Source organism: Kineosporia rhizophila, from assembly GCF_021277265.1.
Lineage (GTDB): Bacteria > Actinomycetota > Actinomycetes > Actinomycetales > Kineosporiaceae > Kineosporia > Kineosporia rhizophila.
In genome coordinates, this window is the sequence record NZ_JAJSOH010000002.1 from 250,243 (window position 1) to 272,412 (window position 22,170).

A 22,170-nucleotide genomic window follows, 5' to 3' on the forward strand; every position below is an offset into this window, starting at 1 on the left:
GGAGCCCCGGATGTCTTCCCTCCCCCACCCCGAGACCCCTGCTCCCCGGCACTCCCGGCGCACCGAGGTCCTCGAGAACCGGCCGGTCAACCTGGACGGCTTCGTGCAGGAGTGGCCCGAGGTCGGGATGGTCGCGATGGAGAGCGACTTCGACCCGCACCCGAGCATCCGGATCGAGAACGGCCGGGTTGCCGAGATGGACGGCCGCGAGCGCGCCGACTTCGACTTCCTCGACCAGTTCATCGCCGACCACGCGATCGACGTGAGCACGGCCGAGCAGGCCATGGCCCTCGGCCCGGACACCGTCGCCCGGATGCTGGTCGACCCCAACGTCTCGCGCACCGACGTCCTGCGGGTGGCCCGGGGGCTCACCCCGGCGGCCCTGCTGGAGACGGTGAAGCGGATGAACATCGTCGAGATCATGATGGGGATGCAGAAGATGCGGGCCCGTCGCACCCCGGCGAACCAGGCTCACTGCACCAGCGCCCGGGACAATCCGCTGCAGGTCGCGATGGAGGCCGCCGAGGCGTCGCTGAGGGGCTTCTCCGAGCTCGAGACCACGCTCGGGGTGGTGCGTTACGCCCCGCTGGTGGCGATCGCCCTGCAGGTCGGCGGGCAGGTCGGCAGGGGTGGCCGGCTCACCCAGTGCGCCCTGGAGGAGGCCACCGAACTCGACCTCGGCATGCGTGGGATCACCGCCTACGCCGAGACGATCTCGGTCTACGGCACCGAGTCGGTGTTCGTGGACGGCGACGACACCCCCTGGTCGAAGGCGTTCCTGGCGGCGGCCTACGCCAGCCGCGGGATCAAGATGCGCTTCACCTCGGGCACCGGTTCCGAGGTGCAGATGGGCAACGCCGAGGGCCGCTCGATGCTCTACCTGGAGATCCGCTGCATCCTGGTGACCAAGGGCGCCGGTGTGCAGGGGCTGCAGAACGGCTCGATCAGCTGCATCGGCGTGCCCGGGGCGGTGCCCGGCGGGATCCGGGCGGTGGCGGCCGAGAACATGATCGCCAGCATGCTCGACCTGGAGTGCGCCTCCGGGAACGACCAGTCCTTCAGCCATTCCGCGATGCGCCGCACCTCCCGGCTGATGCCGCAGATCATGGCGGGCACGGACTTCGTCTGCTCCGGCTACTCCAGCACCCCCAACTACGACAACATGTTCGCCGGCTCGAACGTCGACGCCGAGGACTACGACGACTGGAACGCGATCCAGCGCGACTACCAGATCGACGGCGGTCTGCAGCACGTCGGTGAGGCCGAGATCCTGGCTGCCCGCAGCCGGGCCGGGCACGCCCTGCAGGCCGTGTTCGCCCACCTCGGGCTGCCCGCGATCACCGACCGGGAGATCGAGACCGCCGTCTACGCCCACGGTTCCGACGATCTGGTGCCCCGCGACGTGATCGAGGACCTGAAGGGCGCGGCCGCGGTGATGGAACGCGGCGTCACCGGCCTCGACCTGGTGAAGGCGCTGCACGAGCGGGGTTTCGCCGACATCGCCGGCAACCTGCTCACGGTGCTGCGGCAGCGGGTCTCCGGAGATCTGCTGCAGACCAGCGCGATCCTGGACGCGAACCTGGAGCCGCTGTCGGCGGTGAACGACGCGAACGACTACGCCGGCCCCGGAACGGGTTACCGTCCCAGCGGCGAGCGGTGGGAACAGATGAAGAAGCTGCGCCACGTGACCAGTGCAGAGAACCCGGAACTGGAGGTCCAGTGAACACTCTCGAGCTCAGGGAGCGGGGCCGGGCCGAGAGGGGCACCCGGCCGGACGAGGTGGTCCTCGCCCTCTCCCCCGGATTCGCCACCTTCTTCACCAAGACCATCGTCGACGTGCCGCACACCGAGGTGGTGCGGCAGATCCTGGCCGGCATCGAGGAGCAGGGCGTGCACGCCCGGGTGATCCAGGTGCGGGCCCGGGCCGACCTGGCCGCGATGGCGCACCTCGCGGCCCGGCTGTCCGGCTCCGGCATCGGGATCGGGGTGCTGGCCCGGGGAACCAGCATGATCCACCAGAAGGACCTGCCCCGGCTCAGCTCGCTGGAACTGTTCCCGCAGTCTCCGCTGATGACCCCCGAGGTGTTCCGGGCGATCGGCCGCAACGCCGCCCAGTACGCCAAGGGCGAGTCACCGCAGCCGGTCCCGACGCTGAACGACCAGATGGCCCGGCCGCGCTGGCAGGCCAAGGCCGCACTGCTGCACCTGAAGGAGTGCGAACTGCTGGTGAAGGGCGCGCCCCCGGTCGAGGTCGAGCCCGTTCTCGAAGCATGAACCTGGTGGTCGGGGTCGACATCGGCAACTCCACCACCGAGGCCTGCGCCGCCCGGCTGGGCCCCGCGGGGGTCGAGTTCCTGGGCAGTGGGCTGGTCGCGACCACGGGCGTCAAGGGCACGTCGGCCAACGTGGACGGTGTGGAGGCGGCGGTCAGAGCCGCACTGAAGACGTCCGGGGCCTCGTTGGGTGCGCTCCGGCGGGTTTTCGTCAACGAGGCTACGCCGGTGATCAGCGGTCTGGCGATGGAGACGATCACCGAGACGCTGATCACCGAGTCGACGATGATCGGGCACGATCCGCGCACGCCCGGTGGCGCCGGCCTCGGGGTGGGCGACACCGTGGCGTTCGGCGAACTGGACGGATGTTCGCCCGGTGACGAGGTGATCGTGGTGGTCCCCGTCGGCGTCGACTTCGCCGTGGTCAGCAAGGGCCTGAACGCCGCCCTGGAGCGCGGGGTCGAACTGCGCGGTGCGGTGCTGGGCAACGACGACGCGGTGCTGGTGGCCAACCGCACCGACCGCCGGGTCCCGATCGTGGACGAGGTGCGACTGGTCGCCTCGGTACCCCTGGGCATGCGAGCGGCGGTGGAGGTGGCCGCGCCCGGGCGCACCATCCGCACCCTGTCCAACGCCTACGGTCTGGCCACGGTGTTCGGGCTGGACGCGGAACAGACCCGGGCGGTCTCACCGGTCGCCCGGGCCCTGACCGGCATCCGCTCGGCCGTGGTGGTGCGCACCCCGTCCGGCGAGATCAGCGACCGGCGGATCCCGGCCGGAAGCATCGAGCTGCGGGGTGAGACGGCAACCCTGCGGATCGACGTCGGCGAGGGTGCTGAGGCGATCATGAGCGCCCTCGAACGGATCACCCCGCTGCTCGACGCCTCGGGTGAGGCGGGCACGAACGTGGGTGGGATGACGGCCTCGGTCAAGGAGAACATGGCCGACGTCTCCGGGGTCGACCCGGCCGAGGTGCGCATCGGCGACCTGCTGGCGGTGGACACCTTCGTGCCCAGAGACGTGCGGGGCGGGCTGGCCGGTGAGGTCGCCCTGGAGAACGCGGTGGCGCTGGCCGCCATGGTGCGCACCAGCCACGGCCCGATGCGCCAGGTCGCCGAGGCCGTGGCGGAAAGGCTTCGGGCCGCGGGGGCGGAGCAGGTCGAGGTGGTGATCGGCGGGGTGGAGGCCGAGATGGCCACCCGTGGAGCGCTGACCACTCCTGGCACCGATCGTCCATTGGTCGTTCTCGATCTGGGTGGCGGTTCCACCGACGCGGCCCGGGCCGATCGGTCCGGCTCGACCGCCACCGTGCACGTGGCCGGCGCGGGCGACCTGGTCACCCGGCTGATCGCCGCCGAACTGGGGGTGCCGCGGGACCTGGCCGAGCAGATCAAGCAGGCCCCCCTGGCCAAGGCCGAGAGCTTCTTCCACCTCCGCCTGGAGGACGGCACCGTGCAGTTCTCCGAAGACCCGCTCCCGCCCGAGGTCTTCGCCCGGGTGGTGGTGCTGGGCACCGACGCCCTGGTGCCGATTCCCGGGCGTCAGGGACTCGAACGCATCCGCCAGGTCCGGCGTACCGCCAAGCACCGGGTCTTCGTGGTCAACGCGCTGCGCGCGCTGAAGCAGATCGCCCCCTACGGTGACCTGCGCCAGATCGGTTTCGTGGTGCTGCTGGGCGGTTCGGCCCTGGACTTCGAGATCCCCGAACTCGTCGCCGACGCGCTGGCCCCCTACGGAATCGTCTGCGGCACCGGCAATGTGCGCGGCACCGAAGGCCCCCGCAATGCCGTGGCCAGTGGCCTCGTGCTCGCCCAGGCGGCCGGATGAAACCCCGCGTGGTGGTGCTCACGAGCGGCCCGCTGGACCTGCTGCGCGAGATCTGCGCCGGCCTGGAAGAAGAAGGGGTGCCGTTCGAGGTCGTACCTCAGCGCACGGGGGCGGCCCGGGACCTGGCCCACCGGGCCGCGAACCGCTCCCCGCTGCAGGTCGGGGTCGGGCTCGACGCAACCGGGCTGACCATCGTCCATCATTCAAAACTACCCACCGGAAAACCGGTCTCGCGCGACGAGGCCGCCACCCCGCAAGCCGCGCGCCGGGCCGGCCGCAACGCCGCCCGCGTGGTCGTCTCCGCACCACTCAACCTCGAGGAGCCAGCATGAGCCGCCTGACCCTGACCGATGCCCAGAGGATGATCGACGCCGGGGTGAAGGAGGCGATCAGCATCGGCCAGCCGATGAACATCGCGGTGGTGGACGACGGTGGCCACCTGGTGGCGTTCGTGCGGATGGACGGCGCGATCAAGGCCAGCATCGACATCTCCACCCGCAAGGCGCGTACCTCGATCATGATGGAGATGCCCACCGCCGACCTGGCCCAAGCCACCCAGCCGGGCGCCGAACTGTACGGCCTGGAACATCTTTCCGGTGGGCTGGTGACTTTCGGCGGGGGCATCCCGGTACTGCGCGAGGGTCAGACGGTCGGCGCCGTCGGGGTGAGTGCGGGTTCGGTCGACCAGGACGTCACCGTGGCCCAGGCCGCGGTGGCCGCCTTTTAGCCGCTGCTCTCCCGCACCACCAGCTCGAACGGAACGTCGATCTCGCGGGGCTTGCCCTGGGGGTCGTCGAGCCGGTTCAGCAGCGCGTCCACCGCGGCCTTGGCGATCCCGGCCTTGTCGGGGCGCACCGAGGTGAGCGCGGGCACGCTGAAGCGGGAGGCCTCGATGTCGTCGAACCCCACCACGGCCATGTCCCGCGGCACTCGGACACCCTGGTCGTGCAGCTCCCGCAGGGCGCCGGCGGCCAGTTCGTCGCTGAAGCAGAACAGCGCGTCCGGGCGTTCGGGCCACTGCAACAGCTCACGCACCGCGGCCGCCGCACTGGTGCGGCGGTAGTCGGGGGTGCGCAGGTAGAGGCCGGCCGGGTCCAGACCGGCTGCTTGCATGGCCTTCTGGAAGCCCTTGAGCCGGTAGCGCGAGGTCGCGTCCCGCGCGCCACCGCTGCCGCCGAGGGCCGCGATCCGGGTGCGTCCCCGCTCGATCAGGTGGGCCACCGCCTGCCGGGCCGCCTCGACGTTGTCGATGCCGACGTGGTCGAGCGTGGTGCGGGCGGTGCGCTCCCCCAGCAGCACCAGCGGGCGGGTGCCGCTCAGGCCGGCCAGGTCGACCCCGCGCAGGCCCAGCGAGCTGAACAGCACCCCGTCCACCCAGCTGGCCTGGGCCAGCGAGGTGATCAGCTGTTTCTCCCGCTCCGGGTCGCCGCCGGACTCGTCGATCTGCACGGTGATCCCGGCCGAGGTGGCGTAGTCGACCACCTCGTGGGCCAGCTCACCGAAGTAGGAGACGTTGATCTCCGGCAGGACCAGCATGATGATGCCGGTGCGGCCCTGGCGCAGACTGCGGGCCACCAGGTTGGGCCGGTAGTCCAGTTCCTCCAGGGCCGCCTGCACCCGGGCCCGGGTGGCCGGGGCGATGTGCTGGAAGCCGTTGACCACGTTGGAGACCGTGCGCACGCTGACACCGGCCTTCTGGGCCACGTCGCGCAGGGTCACCGCCATCCGCGCACCTTCTCACATCCCCCGGTCCCGGAGCGTCCCCGGCCTAGTCCTGCCAGCCGTTGGTGGCGCCGGTCTCCAGCTTCACGTCGTCGGTGGTGCCGGTGACGATCGCCCGGATCGTCTCGACCGGGAGCTTGGGGGTGCCGTCGGAGTACAGCAGGCCGTTGGTCTCCTGCCCGGTGTCCATGAACTGGGTGTAGCAGAAGCCGACCACAGTGGGCGCGGCCCGCAGGGCGTCGAAGAGCTCCCCGACGATGGTCCGGTACTCCGCCGGCGAGGTCACGCTGGCGTAGCCCCAGTCGTCGGGGTTCGCCGACAGCGAGATGCCGCCGAACTCGGTCATCATCAGCGGGGCCACCCCGGCGTCCCACTTGACCAGGGCCAGCGGGTCGACCACCGGTTTGCGGCCCTGCACCCCCAGTTCCGAGCGCACCAGGGCGTCGGCGGCCTCGGCGGTACCCCAGTTGCGGGCCAGACCGGGACCGGTGGTGGTGTAGTCGTGGATGCCCATGATGTCGCTGTCCACGTGCTCCCACCCGTCGTTGGAGATCACCGGACGGGTCGGGTCGAGGGCGCGGGTGAGCGCGGTCACGCCCTTGGCGAAGTTCTGCTGGGCCGCGTCGGCGGCGATGTCCTGCACCCCCCAGCTCTCGTTGAAGGGCACCCAGACCACCACGCTCGGGTGGCTGCGGTCGCGCCGCACCAGATCGGTCCACTCACGGGTGAGCAGTTCCACCGCGGTGTTGGAGAACGAGTACGCCGCGGCGGTCTCGCCCCACACCATCAGGCCCAGCTTGTCGGCCCAAAACAGGAACCGCGGGTCCTCGGCCTTCTGGTGGTTGCGCACCGAGTTGAAGCCCATGGCCAGCAGCAGTTCCACCTCTCCGCGCAGCTGGGCGGTGCCGGTGCTGGCGTTGTGGGTCTGCGGCCGGTAGCCCTGGTTGAGCACCGAGCGGGTGTAGATCGGGGCGTCGTTGAGCTTGAACGCCCCGCCGCCCACCGAGACCGAGCGCAGGCCGGTGTAACTGGCCACCTCGTCGAGCACTGCGCCGGAGTCCCGGTCGCGCACCACCACACCGATGTCGACGAGGTTGGGGTGCTCCGGGCTCCACTGCAGCCGGGCCCGGTCCTGACCGTTGACCAGGGCCGGGATCTTCAGGTCGAAAGCCGTGGTGGTGAGCCGGGCCACGGTGCTCTGCTCGGCCAGCACCTCGCCGCCGAAGCTCACGGTCACGTCGATCCGGGCGTTCGCCGCAGGCAGCCGGTTCAGCGTGACCTCACCGTGCACCGCACAGCCGGCCACGTCGGGACGCCAGTAGACCTCGGTGACGTGCGTGGCCGGGACCGACTCGGCCCAGACCGTCTGCCAGATGCCGGTGGTGCGCTCGTACCAGATGCCGTGGGTCTTCTCCCGCCAGTCCTGCTTGCCGCGCGGGGCCTCCAGGCTGAACGGGTCGTCCTCGGCCCGCACCACCAGAACGTGCTCGTCGGTCCCGGCCTGCAGCACGTCGGTGACGTCGACAGTGAAGGGCGTCTGCCCCCCGACGTGGTGGGTCACGTGGTGGCCGTCGACCCAGACGTCGGCCACGAAGTCGACGGCGCCGAAGTGGATCAGCGCCCGGCGGCCGCCGTCCCGGGCCAGCACCTCGTCGGCGACCGTTCGGCGATACCAGACCACCGGGTGGAAGCCGGTGTCACCGATGCCGGAGGCGGGTGACTCCGGCGGGTAAGGCACCTCGATCTTCCGGTCGAAGGGACCGTCCTGGTACCAGTGCCCGGCCAGCCCGCGGGCGGCGTCGTCGTACGCGAAGTCCCAGCTGCCGTCGAGGTTCACCCAGTCCGGCCGCACCTGCAGGGGCCGGGGGTACGAACCGTCCTGTTCTGTCGCCTTCACGTCTGTGGACCCTCTTTCAAGCGGCGTCGTCGGCAGTTCGGTGACAGCATGGGGCAGATGTTTGCAACGATGCAACCCGCAGGTGGACCGCCCGTCGTCACATCCGCGGTCCCGTCCGGCCAGGGTCTTGCATCGATGCAAACGGGTGTGTCAACCTCCACCCAGCCAGGTCGTCGTCCAGGAGCCCCTTGCGACACGTCCGGCTTGAGCGGGCCGCACAATGAGGAGCGAATGCCGTATGCGTGGGAACTACACACGCCGCAACTTCCTGGCCATGGGAGGCGGCCTGTCGCTGGCGGGCCTGTTGTCCGCCTGTGGCTCGCCGGTCGTCACCAGCCTGACCGGAGGTCAGCCGGCCACCGCAGATGTGATCTTCTGGCATCTGTTCGGCGGCGGCGACGGCGAGAACATGACCAAGATGGTCGATCTGGTGCAGGGCACCACCGGTAACTCGGTCGAGTCCACCCTGCTCGCCTGGGGAAATCCTTACTACACCAAGCTCTCCCTGGCCGCCTCGAGCCAGCGGCCGCCGGACGTGGCGCTGACCCACCTGTCCCGGCTGCCCACGCTGGCCCAGGCCGGCCTGCTCACCCCCTACCGGGAGACCGGTCTGGCCGACCTGGGCGTCACCCAGGACAAGTTCACCCCGGCCGCCTGGGAGAAGGCGACGATCGACGGGGAGACCTGGGCGCTGCCCCTGGACACCCACCCGTTCGTCCTCTACTACAACGTGGCGGCGGCCGAGCAGGCCGGGCTGCTGAACCCGGCCGGCGACAACCTGACCGACATCTCCGGCGCGGACCGCTTCGTCGAGGCGCTGACCGAGATGAAGAAGGTCACCGGCGGTTACGGCGCGACGATGCCGACGATCACCGACCCGTCCACGGTCTGGCGCTGGTTCTACACCGTGTACAGCGGTCTGGCCGACCCGGTCGTGTCCGACTCGGGCACCCGGGTCACGGTCGACGACGCGGCCATGGACGAGGCCTTCGCCTTCCTCCAGAAGCTCACCACCGAGCTGGAACTGATGCCCGCCAGCGCCACCCCGGCCCTGGCCAACCAGCAGTTCAGCACCGGCGAGGCGGGTTTCCTGCTGGACGGGGTGTGGAACCTGCCTCTGTACGCCGGGGTGAAACTGCCCGACGGCAAGGACCTCGAGTTCAACATGGTGCCGATCCCGGCGCTGCTGGGCAGCGAACCGGTGGCCTACGCCGACTCGCACGCCCTGATCATCCCGGCCTCCGACGGCCGGTCCGCCGAACGCGCCGGGTACGCCGCGCAGTTCGTCCAGGGCCTGCTCGAGAACAGCACGATCTGGACCGGCGGCGGCCACGTACCGGCCTGGCTCCCGGTGCAGGAGAGCGCCGAGTTCCAGGAACTGAGCCCGCAGAAGAACTACGTGGACGCGGCTTTCAACGCGGTCTACGACCCGACCGGCTGGTACACCGGTGCCGGCTCGGACTTCCAGAACCAGATGGGCGGCGTGGTCTCCACCGTGCTCACCGGGGGCACCAGCCCGGCCGGCGGGACCAGCCAGATCAAGTCGGCGCTGCGCAAGCTCGCCGAGACCAACGCGCCGGTCAGCTGAGGAGCGAACAGGTGACAACGACGACTACTGCTCCCGCTCCCGGGATCGCGAAGGTGGAGACCTCCGCGGTCGAGACCTCGGGCCGCGACAACCGGGCCGGCTGGCTCTTCTCCGCCCCGTTCCTGATCCTCTACGGGCTGTTCCTCGTCGGGCCGGTCCTGGTCGGTCTGGTGATCAGCTTCTTCAACACCGCCACGGTGAAGAACGACCTCGGCGAGTTCGTGGCGTTCGAGAACTACACCGCCGTGCTGGGCAACGTCGACTTCTGGAAGTCGATGTGGCACAGCACCCTGTTCACCCTGCTCACGGTGCCCTTCCTGGTGGTCCTGCCGCTGGTCGCAGCCGTCCTGGCCAGCCGGATCAGCCGTAACCGCTGGTTCTTCCGGATCGCCTTCTTCGCCCCCTACGTGGTGCCCTCGGCCTCGGTGGCGCTGATCTTCGCCTTCCTCTACGCCCCCCAGATCGGCCTGTTCGCACAAGGTTTCGACGCGGTCGGGCTGACCGCCCCGGACTTCCTGGGCAGCACCAACGGCGCCTGGCTGGCGGTCACGATCCTGACCGTGTGGTGGACCTTCGGTTTCAACTTCGTGCTCTACACCGCTGCGCTGCAGGACATCCCGGAAGACACCTACGAGGCCGCCGCCATCGACGGCACCTCGGCCTGGCAGCAGATGCGCTCGATCACCGTGCCGCTGCTGCGCCCGACCATCGGCCTGGTGCTGCTGCTGCAGATCCTGGCCTCACTGAAGGTCTTCGACCAGATCTTCATCCTGCTGCAGGGCGGCCCGAACCTCACCACGCGCCCGGTGATCCAGTACATCTACGACACCGGTTTCACCACCTACCGGGGCGGTTACGCGGCCGCCGCGACCATGGTCTACTTCCTGATCCTGGTCGCGATCTCGGCAGTCTGGATGTTCGCCACCCGCCGTCGCGGCGCGGACGCGTGAGGAGAAAACCATGAGCACTGCAACCCTTTCGCGTCGCTCCCAGAACCGGGAGACCTCGCAGGCGGACAAACTCGGTTCCAAGACGTTCAACCGGCTGGCCGCCACCTGCCTGACCCTGTGGGCGCTGATCTGGCTGGTGCCGTTCGCGTTCACGGTGATCACCTCGTTCCGCCCGGCGGCCGAGATCACCGCCGACCCGATCAGCATCTGGTCGGACAACTGGACCCTGGACGCCTACACCGCCGCCTTCGAGCTGAACTCGATCGGCTGGTGGTACCTGAACAGCTTCCTGATCTCCACGCTCTCGGTGGTCTTCACCGTGATCGTCTGCTCGCTCATCGGTTTCGGGCTGGCGCACCTGCGCTTCCGGGCCAAGAGCGTGCTGGCCGTGGTGATCCTGGCCGGGCTGATGGTGCCGATGGAGGCGCTGGTCCTGCCCCAGTTCATCGAGTTCCGGGCGCTCGGGCTGCTCGGCACCTACTGGGCGCTGATCCTGCCGGCCACCGCCTCGCCGGTCGCGGTGTTCGTCTTCCGCTCGTTCTTCAAGGGCATCCCCGAGCAGCTGATCGAGGCCGCGCGGATCGACGGCGCCTCGTGGTGGCGGGTCTACTGGCAGATCTGCCTGCCGCTGACCCGGCCGGCCATCTCGGCGGTGGCCATCTTCACCTTCGTCACCACCTGGAACGCGTTCCTGTGGCCGCTGCTGGTGCTCACCCAGACCAAGTCGCAGACCATCCCGGTGGGTCTGAGCGGCCTGCTCGGGGCCACCGGCGTGAACCAGGCCGAGGTGCTGGCCTCGGCGGTACTCGGTCTGCTGCCGCTGCTGGCAGTGTTCCTGGTGGCCCAGCGCCAGATCACTCAGGGCATTGCGAGCACGGGCATCAAGTAAAAGGCAACCAACTGTGGACGTCCGTGGGCCCCTTTGGGTGCCCGCGGACGTCCTTAGTTTGTTGGGTTTGGTTAGCCTCGGGCCGTGCAGATCGTTGAACTCCTGGTCTCCCCCGTGCACCGGTTCGAGGGCCGGCCGTCGGACGGGGCCGGGCCGTTGCCGCCGGGTGAACTGGTGCCGGAGATCTCGGTGCGGGAGCGGCTGGGGGTGGTCGGCGACCGCTACTTCGGCAAGGCCGCCCACCGGGACGCGCTGGTCACGCTGATCGCGCAAGAGTCGATGGAAGGGCTGCCGCCGGGCACCGGCCTGCTGCAGACCCGGCGCACCATCATGGTGGCCGGGATCGAGGTGGACTCGCTGGTCGGGCAGGTGCTCACGCTCGACTCCGGGGACGGGCCGGTCTCGTTCGCGGTGAAGCGCCGGGCCAATCCCTGCGCGTGGATGGACGTGTCGATCGGGCCGGGGGCCTTCCGGGCGCTGCGCGGGAAGGGCGGCATCCGCTGTGTCCCGCTGAACGACGGAACGCTTCGGCTCGGCCCGGTGAAGGTCGAGATCAGTTCGCCCGGCTGAGTTCTGGGCAGGCCGGAACCCGCCGCGCGTGGCCCCGCGGCGGGTTCCGGGGTCTGAAGGGGGTGTCTCAGACCGTGCGGCGGTTGCCCAGGTTGATCCAGAGCAGCAGCACGATGATCGCCCCGATGATCGAGCCGATCAGGCCGGAGGGCTGGAAGAAGCCGTCGGTGGAGTCCTTGCCGAAGATCAGGTAGCCGAGGAAGCCCCCGACGAACGAACCGACCACGCCGATCGCGATGGTGGTCGGGATCGACATGTGCTGTCGGCCGGGCACCAGCAGCCGGGCGACCGCGCCGGCGATCAGGCCGACGATGAGCAGAGTGATGATCAGGCCAAGCATGGTCAGGATCCTTCCGAGAGGGGTTCCTTGCTGTCCTGACCTCTACGCAACCACCCCTAGGGCTGGTCCGGCACACCCCTAGGGAGGGTTATCGTCCTTTCGTGACGAAGCCACCGATCCTGCTCGCGCTCGTCAACGACTACGACGTGGTCGCCAACGGCCTGGCCACCATGCTCGACGACTACCGCGACCAGGTGCTGATCGCCGAGATCGACCTCAACCTCGGGGTGGACGACCACGTCGACATCGTTCTGTACGACACGTTCGCCCAGCCCGAGTCCGACGTGGACGAGCTGAGCACGCTGGTGGCCAACCCCCGGGCCCGGCGGGTGGTGGTCTACACCTGGAACTTCCATCCGATGCTGATCCAGCGGGCGCGGGAACAGGGCATGTCCGGCTACCTGTCCAAGACGATGTCCGCCCGCGACCTGGTGGCGGCCCTGCAGGCGGTGCACGCCGGCGAGATGGTGATCAGCGAGCAGTCATCCGGGGCCCGCACCGCGCCGGGGCTGAACTGGCCCGGCCGCGGCGAAGGGCTCACCGACCGCGAGGCCGAGGTGCTCGCCCTGATCACCCAGGGCATGAGCAACGCCCAGGTGGCCGAGCTGACCTACCTCAGCCCGAACACGATCAAGTCCTACATCCGCAGCATCTACCGCAAGATCGGGGTGGAGAGCCGTACCCAGGCCGTGCTCTGGGGCGTCGGGCACGGATTCACCCCCGATCACCACCGGATCGAGCACTGGAAGGGCGGGCCGTGAGCGGTGGCGGGCCGTAGGGTCTGGGCATGGCTCACATCCACAAGGCCACGCTGACGCCCTCGAAGCTCGAACTGCTCACGCCCTGGCTGCGCTCGCGGGCCTGGGCCGACGGCAGCGGTGGAGTGCAGACCATCGGCGCCTACCGTTTCGACGACCCGCAGGGCGAGGTCGGGATCGAGACGTTCCTGCTCCGGACCACCACCGGCGCCGTGCTGCACGTGCCCGCCACCTACCGCAGCGAGCCGTTGCGCGGGGCCGACGAGCACCTGATCGGCACCACCGAGCACTCGGCCCTGGGCACCCGCTGGGTCTACGACGGCTGCGGCGACCCGGTCTGGGCCGCCGTGCTCACCCAGGTCGTCCTCACCGGCGGGACGCAGGCCTCGGAGATGGTCGACGACGGCAACGGCGGCCTGATCGAGCGCCCACCCACGGCCACCGTGGTGGGCAGCGGAGAGGCCGGCGCCGAGGTTCCTCCGGTGGCCGGTGCGCAGCCGCACGACGAGGCGGGGTACACGGTGGTCACCACCGGTGGGCCGGTGCTGGTGGTGGCCCGTGAGGTGGGCAGGGAGCTCACCGGGGTCACGCACACCCTCACGGTGCGCTGGGCCGACGCCGAGCCGGTGATCGTGGCCGGCATCCGTCAGTAGGTCCGGGCGGTGAGCCGCTGACCGGCCCGGGAGGTCAGGCCCAGTCCCAGGTCGTCGAGGACTTCGCGGATGTCGTCGACGGCCAGCGACCCGTGGCGTTCCAGGGTCAGGACCTGCCGGCCGCTCGCGTCGGTAGGCAGGGCCCGGTGAAAACTGATCACCGACGTGGACATCGGGGCGAACCGCGGATAGGCCGCCCGGGCCGCGGCCTCGTCCTGGTGTTCCAGAACGGCGAAGTTGGGCACGTGCCCGAAGTCGGCCCGGAGCCCGGAAGCCTTCCAGTGGGCCGGGCTGTCCTCGGCGCCGGTCAGGTGGTGCGAACGATTCGCAGAGGTGACGTACAGCAGATCGGTGCCGGCCGCGTCCAGGCAGCGGGCCAGGAAAGCGTTGGACGGGCAGGCGTATCCCGGCGCGATCACCTGCACGGTGCGCACACCGTTCTCGGTGACGGTCAGATGGTCCGGGACGTGCGTCACGGCCGGGCCACGGAAGCCGAAAGGGCCCATCCCGTAGAGCACGTCGATGACAGTCAGGATGCGGCGCCGGTCGAGACCGCCCGGCAGTGCGGCCCAGTCGAACAGCCCGGCCACACCCGAGGGCGGCACGGTCACACTGCCGGGCTGGTCGGCAGGGCGGCCTTTCATCCGGTTCAGTCGCTGCACCGATTCGGCCTCGGGCCGGGCCGTGATCGCGTAGAAGTTGGCGAACCCGTGACCCACCACCGTCCCGGCCGCCAGCCAGTCGGCCAGCAGCGCCTGCGCGGCCCGGTCGCCCAGCACCGCCGATACCCGCTCTGCGGGCCTGGACTCGATCGTGGTCATGTCCTGCCTCCCTGCCGGAAACGAGCGCTGCCCGCGACCTGCTGATACCGGCCGGACGGGGGAAGTAGGTTGGGGGCACCGCGTCCGAAGGGGGAAAGATGTCCTATCCACCACCCACGTACCACGGTGAGTCCGGCGAGAAGACGGCCTGGATCCGGCCGGGCGATGCCGCACCGGAACTGCCGCTGGCCAAGACCGTCACCAGCTATCTGGCCACCGGTGAACAGACCAACGGCCGGTTCGGGCTCTACCGCTGGGACTTCCTGGGCCCACGGAGTGGCCCGGATCCGCACTTCCACCGAGGCATTTCCGAGTCGTTCTTCATTCTGTCCGGCACTGTGCGGCTGTACGAGGGCAACGAATGGGTGGACGCCCACGCCGGCGACTTCTTCTACGTCCCGGAAGGCGGGATCCACGGCTTTCGCAACGAATCCGGCGAACCCGCCTCCATGCTGCTGATGTTCGCCCCGGGAGCCCCGCGAGAGGCCTACTTCGAAGGGTTGCCGAAGCTCGCCGAACTGAGCGACGAGCAGCGGGCGGCGTTCATGATCGAACACGACACGTACTGGCTCGACTGACCTTTGAGCCGACAAAAGACGGGTGGCGCACCTCCCGGCTGGGAGGTGCGCCACCCGTCCTCAATTCGGTTCTCGATCAGGAAAGACCGCTCACCGAGAAGAAGCCGTCGAGACGGTCGGTGGTCGCGTTGGGCCGGATGTCCGGGCCGACATTGCCCTGGCCCCAGTAGTGGTCACCGAGGTTGGTCACCCAGCTGTTGCTGGCCGCCCGGTAGGTCGCCGGGCTGACCGAACGCCAGCGCACCCCGGCCGGTTCCAGGTCGTTCGCCATCGAGGCCCAGGCCTGCTGCACGGTCAGGGCGTCCCGGGTGGTCCACCACAGGAACGTCTCCGGGAACAGGTAGTTGGCGAAGCGCCGGCCGGTCCCGCCGTCGATGCAGTAGGCGTTGGTGTCGAAACCGTTCAGCAGGTGCAGACCCTGGAACGCCTGGCTCCAGCGGCCGAAGTAGTCGTTCTTGCCGTTGGTGTCCTTCAGCACCTGGCAGCTCTCCAGCTGCAGCCACTCCAGGTTCCGGTCGCCCCAGCGGGCATCGGCCGGGGTGATGTTGCCGTCGTCGTGGTTGCCCTTGAAGGTGAAGCCACCGGACCAGCCGTGGCCGGTGTACCACTGGGCGTCCACGTCGTCGACGTAGCGGTCGTCCCAGCCGTTCTGCTTGTGGTCCTTGAAGTCCTTCTCGAAGGCGCTGTTACCGCGCCAGTCGAAGGCCACACTGTGCCCCTTCGACTGCATCACCGACTTGAACCCGTTGGCGCTGTCCTGGGCGCATTGCCACTCGTCCACCGTCTGCTCGATGCCGTTGCTGGCGAACGAGCCACCGGCACCGCCCTGCACACCGCTGGCCGAGCCCTCGCCCTTCTGGTTCACCAGGTCGACGTGCGCGGTGCTGACCAGGCCGTTGGCGTCGGTCACGGTGACCGTCACCGTCTCGGTGAAGTCACCCTTCTCGGGCCGCTGGGCACCGGCGTAGCGGACCTGCTCGCCGCCCTGCTTCTCGATCGCGACGGACGAGGAGGACCAGTTGTACGAGAACGGCGCCGTGCCACCGGTCACGCCCGCCGCGGCCGAGACCGTACGCCCGTCGCCCGAGGCCTTGAGCTCGACCGTGGGCGCCAGCTGGGGAGCGGCGGCGACCAGCTTGCCCTGTACCTTGTCATCGGTGCCGAGCCGGGTCTGCGGCTGGCAGACGTAGTGCGGCAACAGGGAATTGACGCTGCCCTTGCCGGTCGCCCGGACCGCGCTGAGGGCCGGGGCGTAGTAGCCGAGCGTGGGCAGAGACTGCTTGACCCCGTCGCCGTAGAGCTGGGTGCAGGTCTTCAGGGCGCTCTGCGGAGTGATGATGTCGACCTTGCGGTCGGCCTTCACCTCGCGCACCGACTGGCCGAGCTGCACCACCGAGCCGTCACCGGCGAACGAGGCCCGGGCCTTGGCCCCCGGCCCGATCACCGGAACCCCGGCCAGAGTGAGCTGGTACGAGACGGTGGTGTCGAGATTACGGCTGCTGAGCAGCTTTCCGTCGCCGTTGCTGTGATCCAGCGTGGTGTGACCCACCGAGGCCAAGATCCCGTACCCCTGGGGCACGGCCAGCAGCTGACGGGCCTTGCGCAGCGCCTCGTCCTGCGGAATGGTCCTGATCGCGTCGAGCTTGGAGAGGTCGAGCTCCTCGGCCACGGTCGCGCCGCGCCGCTCGTCCACCCCCTTGCCGATCTCCCGGGTGGGCACCCGGGCGAAGCGGGCCTTGTCGACGAAGGCGAACGAGCCGTCCGGGCGAAGAGCGTTACCGACTCCGGCCTTACGGGCGAGCTTCTCGGCCTGCTTCTCGGTCAGTCCTTCCTGCACCACCTGGTACACGGTGGCGGTGAGCGCCTCAGTGGGGGCGGCCTGGGCGGAGAGCGGGGCGAGTACGGCACCGGTGGTCGCCGCGGCCATCGAGAACACGAGGGCGGCACGCTTCCGGGTGGTCCTGGGCATCTGTAACTCCTGGTTCGGGAAGGCCGGGCGGGCAGGCCCGGAACTCCTGGTTCGCAAGGCCGGACGGGCAGGCCCGGCACCCGGAAGAGAGATGGGCACCCCCTCAGCAGATACACAGCCCGCAACCAGAAATTAACTTTGCGTTACGCTTGAGTAGTCAGGACGGCAGCCCGCCGGGTCGACCAGTGTTCGGATCCAGCTCAAGGCGATCCCTGGGGCCGTGCCTGCGGGTTATGACTTTCCGCAGAACTGGACGATCCGTAAGGACCAGATCAGTTCACATTACGGATCGTGCAACCGTGCCAAACCTCATCCATTGACTCCGCAGGCCCGGTGGATCGCTGGAGGATGTCGTTCAGGACGTCGAGGTCACAGGCGCTCGGCCCGAGTGCATTAGTGCTGGCCGCCAGGCCCAGACCGGCATGTCACTGAACGTCAGCCTCGGCGGGGCGGGCCTCGGCGGATCGTGTCGGTCAACGCCTTCCAGGCGGTCCCACCGGGCCGGAGTACTCTCCGTTGGCGTGAAGCTTCGTGAGGAACGCGTGTCGATCCCAGGTGCCGGCCACGAGATCAAGTCGGTCGTCATATCCCCCGCCGACGACACCCCCCGCCCCGGCGTCCTGCTCTACACCGACATCTTCCAACTGACCGAGTCCACCCTGCGCACCGCCCGCCGCCTGGCCGCCTCCGGCTTCCTGGTCTGCGTGCCCGAGATCTACCCCCGCGGGGACCTGGCCGGCGTGGCCCTGGAGTTCGACGACGAGGGCAAGGCCCGCGGCCTGGCCGGCGCCGCCTCGATGCCCACCGCCCAGTTCGACGAGGACCGCACCAGCGCCCTGGACTACCTGACCACCCGCCCCGACGTCACCGACCTCCTGGTCACCGGCTTCTGCATCGGCGGCCACCTGGCCTTCCGCGCGGCCTTCGACGAGCGGGTGGCGGCCACGGTGTGCTTCTACCCGACCGGGCTGCAGGACGGGAAACTCGGCGCCGACGTTGCCGATTCACTCTCCCGCGCTTCGGACATCAAGGGCCGGCTGCTCGTGGTCTTCGGCTCCTCCGACCCGCACGTGCCTGCTGATGCGCGGCTGCAGGTGATCTCAGCGCTGTACGCGGCTGGACTCCCGGACACGGAGCTTCATGTGTATGCGGGTGGGGAGCATGCGTTCATGCGGGACATTGGGGTGCGGCATGATCCTGAGTTGACGGATCTTGCCCTGCGCGAGGCGGTTTCGTTCTTCAGCGGGCGCTCGTAACTGAGGTTGGCGGGGACCGCGACGACGGCCCCCGCCAACCCTAAGCATCGAACTCTCCCGCACGCACACCCCGGAGGAATACCTCCCACTCACTGCGGGCAAAGATCAGTGACTTGACCTCCGCACTTTCGAACAGCCGCACCCGGTCCTCATACTCGACGACCAAGCCTGCTTCACCAGGGACACCCTGAGAGCCCCGAACCCACTCCACGAACCGCCCCCAGCGGTCAGACGGATACACGAGCACCGCACTGGCGTCCCGGGAGTCTCTCACCAACACTTTGCCAGGTAACACAGCAACCTCGACACAGCTACTTACTGCGCACCAACTTGACCGCCTCCAGGAGGCTGCCTGCAACAGCTGATCGTCTTCCAGCATCAGCGAGCTCCATTCCCCGTCCCTGGAACGCTATCCAGGGTCATCCGTCGTTCCCACGGTAGGTAGACGGCCTCGCATAAACAAGGCAAGAGGATCGCCGAATGGCGCCGCCCATGGTGACACCGTCAACTGTCAAATATTCCCGACTCCCAAAGAAGCTGCCCAGACAGTCGGTTGGGCATGCGACACGTGTCGGTCACTTCGCGCAGATGCAGGTGCCGCGTCAATGGCTTGTCATAGGTGAGGCAAGAGTCGACTAATCGGCTTCTGGCTCGGATGCAACTCGCCCCTAAGCGACGGGAGCGTCACTCAAACCGCCGCCGCAGGTCGGTGCTGCAGGTATTCTGACGGCCTGCTCGTACTTCTCGGGCACTGCAAAGAATTCGATCACTTCGAAGAGACCCATCATCATGGCCGAGAATATCTCTCTGGTCCCTGAATCAGAACCGAAGGATTCGTGGCGGGCCTCCAGCGCTTGTTCCACGCTTACCTGCGTCCAAGTACTCATCCTGCCAGACAAGAGCGAAGTGCGTCTTCGCGCCTCTCACGACGTGTCGGGAGCAGTCCTGACTTTCACTGCTAGTGAATGGCGAGCGTTCACGACCGGGGTCCGGAACTCCGAGTTCGACGTCTGACAACTCCTGACGATGAGACGGCACACACAACCGCTCATCGCCACTCTCCCGGCCACTGTTCCTGTCGCATACCGAAACAGCTAAGACAACGGTTCCTGGGCAGGCGGACCATTTGGCACCAGCCTCTACTCGGCAACCTCCAGCGCTACCTGGCCAAGAGCTTACGACCCACTTATGACGATCAGCTGTACCATCGCCCGGCGCCGAGGATAGAAACCAATTGGATGTCAAGGGCCTGATGCAGACAGCCCAACAATGAGCTAACGCAAGGCCCCAAACCCAGCATATGCGAGACGTTGCCCCTGTACACATAACGGACGACCCTCCCCGCATCGACGCACGTCGAGGGGCTGACAGAATCAATTCGACGACAGTCTGGATGACGAGCCTGGACTACGCCGGAGTAGCGAGTATCCTCCATCGGGTTTGGACGCACTGGCTTTTGTACCACCATCAGCGTGCGCCCCTTCCACGAATACACCCGGAGTTCAATCTCATCACAACTGGAGCCCTCATGCTCGATGCCACCGACGCCACCAACGGGAAGCCGACCCCCTCCCCCTGGCGTCGCGCCATGGCCTGCACCTCAGCGAGTTGCGTCGAAGTAAAATTCGTCGGCGAGGGCGTGCAAGTACGTGATTCCAAGGATATCCCTGGCCCCATCCTCTCCTTCACCAAAGACGAATGGAATACATTCGTGGCCGGAGTGAAGAATTCTGAGTTCGAGGCCTGAAGTTGATTGAGCCGTTGCCCCTGAATCAAAGGAAGCGATCGCGGGGCAACGGCTTCAATCCTTCCGCTGGCGAGCACATCTTTCTATCCAGGCCAGGCTCTCATTCTCCCCAAGAGCCTGACTTCGAGAAATGGATGTAAACAAATCTCGGTATATTCGTACCTGCGCAGAGCGGTATATGAAACTGGAGTCGGAGACACCTTCGACGACAACTAGATCCTCAGAATCTACTACCTCCGAGTCACGTAGGATCCAGAAGGCCCCATCCATACCTAGATAGGGCCCCACGGAGAAGGGCACAACCTGTACGGTGAGATTGTCGAGAGCCCGGCACAGATCCGTCAGGTGCCGCATTTGCCGCTCTGCAACGCCCGGCGGGAAGTGCCTACGAAAGACGCTCTCATCCATGATCGCGTGGAGTGCCAGGCGTCCGTCGAGCAGACGCTGCTGGCGCTCACCTCTGAGTTTCACCTGGTCTTCAATGAAGTCCGTCGACAAGTTCTCTGAGTGCTTCAGCGGGTCGAGGACCGCCCGAGTAACGTCCGGAATCTGCAGCAGGCCGGGCCACCGCAAATTTTCGTAGGCGTCGATGCGAGTGGCCACCGATTCCAGGCCTATGAAAACCTCGACCTGTTCGTCCCGAGTGCCGTAGTGCGACCACCAGCCCTTGCGCCGCGACTCCAACACCAATTCCTGCAACTGCTGCACATCCTCAGGTGAAGCTCCATAGAACCGGGCAAGATCTCGCACGTCCCGTGGCTGGGGCGCCCGGTCCCCGCTCTCCAACCTGCTGATCTTCGATGCACTGACCATCAACTCACGTGCTGCATCTTCGGCGCTCTTGCCTGCAGCTATGCGCAGGCGGCGAAGCCGGGCGGCGAGGGCGCGGCGGCTGGCGGTGGGGTTCGGGCGTGTACCGGGCATGGCACCCCGCTAGATCAGATGCTTGTCAATTGCCAGGGGCGATTGCATGCTGGACCTACACAAAGTGGTACGAAGCCAAACGTAGCAGTGCCAGAAGCATTTGCCGAGGTTTGTCACCCCGGCCGGCGCCCTACCGACCAGCACCTCGCAGGCCTTGTGCCGATCTTCAGACAGCCAGGTCATGGCAGCTTTCGGCGGAAGCTCAGGTGGTTGAGCCGCAGCCGCTCTCACATCGGAGGGGCTTGGTCATGTCACATCGGAAGGCGGCGCGGGGTGACCCGCGGGGGCCGGGCGGGCCCGTCAGTTCCTCTCCCACAGCGAGTCTCATCGGCTTGCGGCCCGGCGGCGACCCGGGCTGCGACAACGAACGACAAGGGGGTGGCCTGCGATGGTGACGCCGCCGATTCCACCACGGCCACGTGAGGAGATTCCTTCGCCGTACGGGCCGGACGGGCCGTTCAAGAACCTGCATCGCTGCGCCCAGCGGCTGGAGTGCGGGGACTGGCGGGAGGTGCTGGTCCTGCTCGGAGGGGACGGGACCAGCACCCACCGGCTGGCGGCGGTGACCCATCAGCTGGCGCTGAGCATGTTCCAGCAGACGGTGGGGGATGTGGAGCAGGCCTGGACGGCCCTCACCGATGCCGCCAAAGGGCTGCCGCCGGCGCTGACCAAGGTCGACCCGGACACCGGGCACGTGGCGGCCGTGCTGCACACCGCCACCATGATCCTGGGGCCGGACCAGGGTCCGGAACGGCATCTGACGCTGGCGCTGGCCCGGATCACCTGGCGGGAGCAGACCGAGCTGGGGCAGCTGCGCAACCCGCATCTCTACGCCGGGGCCCGGGATGCCCTGATCCGGGCCTGCCAGGAGTTCCTGGCCTGGGTGGAGTTCGCGCCCGAGACCTGGCGCCGGCAGATCCCGCCGGGGCAGCTGCAGGGCTTCGGGCTCACCGTGCCCCGGAGCCTGCACCAGCCCACCCGCAAGAACCTGTGCGACCGGGCGAGCAAGCTGCGCAAGTTCGCCGACCCGGCCCAGGGCGACGTGAGCGACTCGGTCTGGGCCGACATCGGCGGGTATCCCGGACTCAAGGCGCTGGCGCTGGAAGGGCTCAGCACCCAGCACATCGTCTCCTGGCGGCTGGGCCCGAGATCGCACTCGTCCCAGCAGATTCCGCTGCGCACCGGCTGCGTCACCGCCTGGCGCTTCGCCCGGGACTGCTACCTGCAACCGTCCCCGGGCTGATCAGGACAGTGCACTTGTACCCTCCGCACGACAGATTTGCGGGCGGGAGACCTGGATACTGACGTGAACTGGTGAGACGATCGAACTTGTCTCTCGCCACTGAAGTTCAGTCGCGTTCAGCGATTCCTCCGCCCACTCGCTGAAGAATCACTTTCCGGCCAGCGT

At 68.1% G+C, this 22,170-nt stretch carries 24 protein-coding genes; 16 read left to right on the forward strand and 8 right to left on the reverse strand.

Annotated features, from left to right (window positions below):
- Positions 1-10: 10 nt before the first annotated feature.
- From LWF15_RS04615 to LWF15_RS04635, 5 genes are read left to right on the forward strand one after another with little or no spacing between them, the layout of a single operon-like run.
- Complete coding sequence (locus LWF15_RS04615; RefSeq protein WP_232809094.1) at positions 11-1,723, forward strand: propanediol/glycerol family dehydratase large subunit; 1,713 nt, start codon at positions 11-13, stop codon at positions 1,721-1,723.
- On the forward strand, positions 1,720-2,274 hold the full coding sequence (locus tag LWF15_RS04620; RefSeq protein WP_232809095.1) for a propanediol/glycerol family dehydratase medium subunit: 555 nt from the start codon (positions 1,720-1,722) through the stop codon (positions 2,272-2,274). The genes LWF15_RS04615 and LWF15_RS04620 overlap by 4 nt, the downstream gene beginning before the upstream one ends.
- On the forward strand, positions 2,271-4,100 hold the full coding sequence (locus tag LWF15_RS04625) for a diol dehydratase reactivase subunit alpha (protein WP_232809096.1): 1,830 nt from the start codon (positions 2,271-2,273) through the stop codon (positions 4,098-4,100). The genes LWF15_RS04620 and LWF15_RS04625 overlap by 4 nt, the downstream gene beginning before the upstream one ends.
- Entirely contained in the window at positions 4,097-4,432 is a 336-nt protein-coding gene (locus LWF15_RS04630) for a glycerol dehydratase reactivase beta/small subunit family protein (protein WP_232809097.1), read from the forward strand. The genes LWF15_RS04625 and LWF15_RS04630 overlap by 4 nt, the downstream gene beginning before the upstream one ends.
- Complete coding sequence (locus LWF15_RS04635; RefSeq protein ID WP_232809098.1) at positions 4,429-4,827, forward strand: GlcG/HbpS family heme-binding protein; 399 nt, start codon at positions 4,429-4,431, stop codon at positions 4,825-4,827. The genes LWF15_RS04630 and LWF15_RS04635 overlap by 4 nt, the downstream gene beginning before the upstream one ends.
- On the opposite strand, the gene LWF15_RS04640 is transcribed toward LWF15_RS04635, so the two are convergent.
- Positions 4,824-5,825: a LacI family DNA-binding transcriptional regulator gene (locus tag LWF15_RS04640; RefSeq protein WP_232809099.1), complete on the reverse strand. Its 1,002-nt coding sequence runs from the start codon at positions 5,823-5,825 to the stop codon at positions 4,824-4,826. The genes LWF15_RS04635 and LWF15_RS04640 overlap by 4 nt on opposite strands.
- A gap of 43 nt (positions 5,826-5,868) precedes the next feature.
- Positions 5,869-7,719: a glycoside hydrolase family 2 protein gene (locus LWF15_RS04645; RefSeq protein ID WP_232809100.1), complete on the reverse strand. Its 1,851-nt coding sequence runs from the start codon at positions 7,717-7,719 to the stop codon at positions 5,869-5,871.
- A gap of 238 nt (positions 7,720-7,957) precedes the next feature.
- Between LWF15_RS04645 and LWF15_RS04650 the strand changes: the two genes are divergently transcribed.
- The 4 genes from LWF15_RS04650 (at position 7,958) to LWF15_RS04665 (ending at position 11,716) form a co-directional block, all read left to right on the forward strand.
- Positions 7,958-9,307: an extracellular solute-binding protein gene (locus LWF15_RS04650; RefSeq protein ID WP_232809101.1), complete on the forward strand. Its 1,350-nt coding sequence runs from the start codon at positions 7,958-7,960 to the stop codon at positions 9,305-9,307.
- An 11-nt stretch (positions 9,308-9,318) separates the two neighbouring features.
- The gene (locus LWF15_RS04655) at positions 9,319-10,257 is read left to right on the forward strand and encodes a carbohydrate ABC transporter permease (protein WP_232809102.1); all 939 of its coding nucleotides are present in this window, start codon (positions 9,319-9,321) and stop codon (positions 10,255-10,257) included.
- 10 nt (positions 10,258-10,267) lie between these two features.
- Positions 10,268-11,146, forward strand: coding sequence for a carbohydrate ABC transporter permease (locus LWF15_RS04660; RefSeq protein ID WP_232809103.1), 879 nt, complete (start codon positions 10,268-10,270; stop codon positions 11,144-11,146).
- Positions 11,147-11,230: 84 nt separating this feature from the next.
- Entirely contained in the window at positions 11,231-11,716 is a 486-nt protein-coding gene (locus LWF15_RS04665) for a molybdenum cofactor biosysynthesis protein (RefSeq protein WP_232809104.1), read from the forward strand.
- Positions 11,717-11,783: 67 nt separating this feature from the next.
- On the opposite strand, the gene LWF15_RS04670 is transcribed toward LWF15_RS04665, so the two are convergent.
- Complete coding sequence (locus tag LWF15_RS04670; protein WP_232809105.1) at positions 11,784-12,056, reverse strand: GlsB/YeaQ/YmgE family stress response membrane protein; 273 nt, start codon at positions 12,054-12,056, stop codon at positions 11,784-11,786.
- Between the two features lie 170 nt (positions 12,057-12,226).
- Here LWF15_RS04670 and LWF15_RS37290 point away from each other — a divergent pair, with 170 nt between their 5' ends.
- A complete protein-coding gene (locus LWF15_RS37290) occupies positions 12,227-12,817 on the forward strand; it encodes a response regulator transcription factor (protein ID WP_408622703.1) in 591 nt (196 codons plus the stop codon).
- A 26-nt stretch (positions 12,818-12,843) separates the two neighbouring features.
- Positions 12,844-13,467 (forward strand): CG0192-related protein, encoded by a 624-nt coding sequence (locus LWF15_RS04680; RefSeq protein ID WP_232809107.1) that lies wholly within the window; start codon positions 12,844-12,846, stop codon positions 13,465-13,467.
- Here LWF15_RS04680 and LWF15_RS04685 read toward each other — a convergent pair.
- Positions 13,461-14,288 (reverse strand): hypothetical protein, encoded by an 828-nt coding sequence (locus LWF15_RS04685; protein ID WP_232809108.1) that lies wholly within the window; start codon positions 14,286-14,288, stop codon positions 13,461-13,463. The two genes, LWF15_RS04680 and LWF15_RS04685, sit on opposite strands and share 7 nt — an antisense overlap.
- 98 nt (positions 14,289-14,386) lie before the next feature.
- Here LWF15_RS04685 and LWF15_RS04690 point away from each other — a divergent pair, with 98 nt between their 5' ends.
- A complete protein-coding gene (locus LWF15_RS04690) occupies positions 14,387-14,866 on the forward strand; it encodes a cupin domain-containing protein (RefSeq protein WP_232809109.1) in 480 nt (159 codons plus the stop codon).
- Positions 14,867-14,942: 76 nt separating this feature from the next.
- Here LWF15_RS04690 and LWF15_RS04695 read toward each other — a convergent pair whose 3' ends face one another.
- Complete coding sequence (locus tag LWF15_RS04695; protein ID WP_232809110.1) at positions 14,943-16,835, reverse strand: DUF6345 domain-containing protein; 1,893 nt, start codon at positions 16,833-16,835, stop codon at positions 14,943-14,945.
- A gap of 521 nt (positions 16,836-17,356) precedes the next feature.
- Between LWF15_RS04695 and LWF15_RS04700 the strand changes: the two genes are divergently transcribed.
- A complete protein-coding gene (locus tag LWF15_RS04700) occupies positions 17,357-18,091 on the forward strand; it encodes a dienelactone hydrolase family protein (RefSeq protein ID WP_232809111.1) in 735 nt (244 codons plus the stop codon).
- Positions 18,092-18,131: 40 nt separating this feature from the next.
- Here LWF15_RS04700 and LWF15_RS38055 read toward each other — a convergent pair whose 3' ends face one another.
- Together LWF15_RS38055 and LWF15_RS04705 are read right to left on the reverse strand one after the other, a co-directional pair.
- Positions 18,132-18,470, reverse strand: coding sequence for a DUF397 domain-containing protein (locus LWF15_RS38055; protein WP_352396695.1), 339 nt, complete (start codon positions 18,468-18,470; stop codon positions 18,132-18,134).
- 289 nt (positions 18,471-18,759) lie between these two features.
- A complete protein-coding gene (locus tag LWF15_RS04705) occupies positions 18,760-18,954 on the reverse strand; it encodes a hypothetical protein (RefSeq protein ID WP_232809112.1) in 195 nt (64 codons plus the stop codon).
- Between LWF15_RS04705 and LWF15_RS38060 the strand changes: the two genes are divergently transcribed.
- Both LWF15_RS38060 and LWF15_RS04710 read left to right on the forward strand, forming a co-directional pair.
- Positions 18,881-19,105 carry a DUF397 domain-containing protein gene (locus LWF15_RS38060; RefSeq protein ID WP_408622570.1) on the forward strand — a complete coding sequence of 75 codons (225 nt, stop codon included), beginning with the start codon at positions 18,881-18,883 and terminating at the stop codon, positions 19,103-19,105. The genes LWF15_RS04705 and LWF15_RS38060 overlap by 74 nt on opposite strands.
- A gap of 514 nt (positions 19,106-19,619) precedes the next feature.
- The gene (locus tag LWF15_RS04710) at positions 19,620-19,838 is read left to right on the forward strand and encodes a DUF397 domain-containing protein (RefSeq protein WP_232809113.1); all 219 of its coding nucleotides are present in this window, start codon (positions 19,620-19,622) and stop codon (positions 19,836-19,838) included.
- A gap of 54 nt (positions 19,839-19,892) precedes the next feature.
- On the opposite strand, the gene LWF15_RS04715 is transcribed toward LWF15_RS04710, so the two are convergent.
- A complete protein-coding gene (locus LWF15_RS04715; protein ID WP_232809114.1) occupies positions 19,893-20,762 on the reverse strand; it encodes a helix-turn-helix domain-containing protein in 870 nt (289 codons plus the stop codon).
- 388 nt (positions 20,763-21,150) lie between these two features.
- Between LWF15_RS04715 and LWF15_RS04720 the strand changes: the two genes are divergently transcribed.
- Positions 21,151-22,005 carry a hypothetical protein gene (locus LWF15_RS04720; RefSeq protein WP_232809115.1) on the forward strand — a complete coding sequence of 285 codons (855 nt, stop codon included), beginning with the start codon at positions 21,151-21,153 and terminating at the stop codon, positions 22,003-22,005.
- Positions 22,006-22,170: the final 165 nt, after the last annotated feature.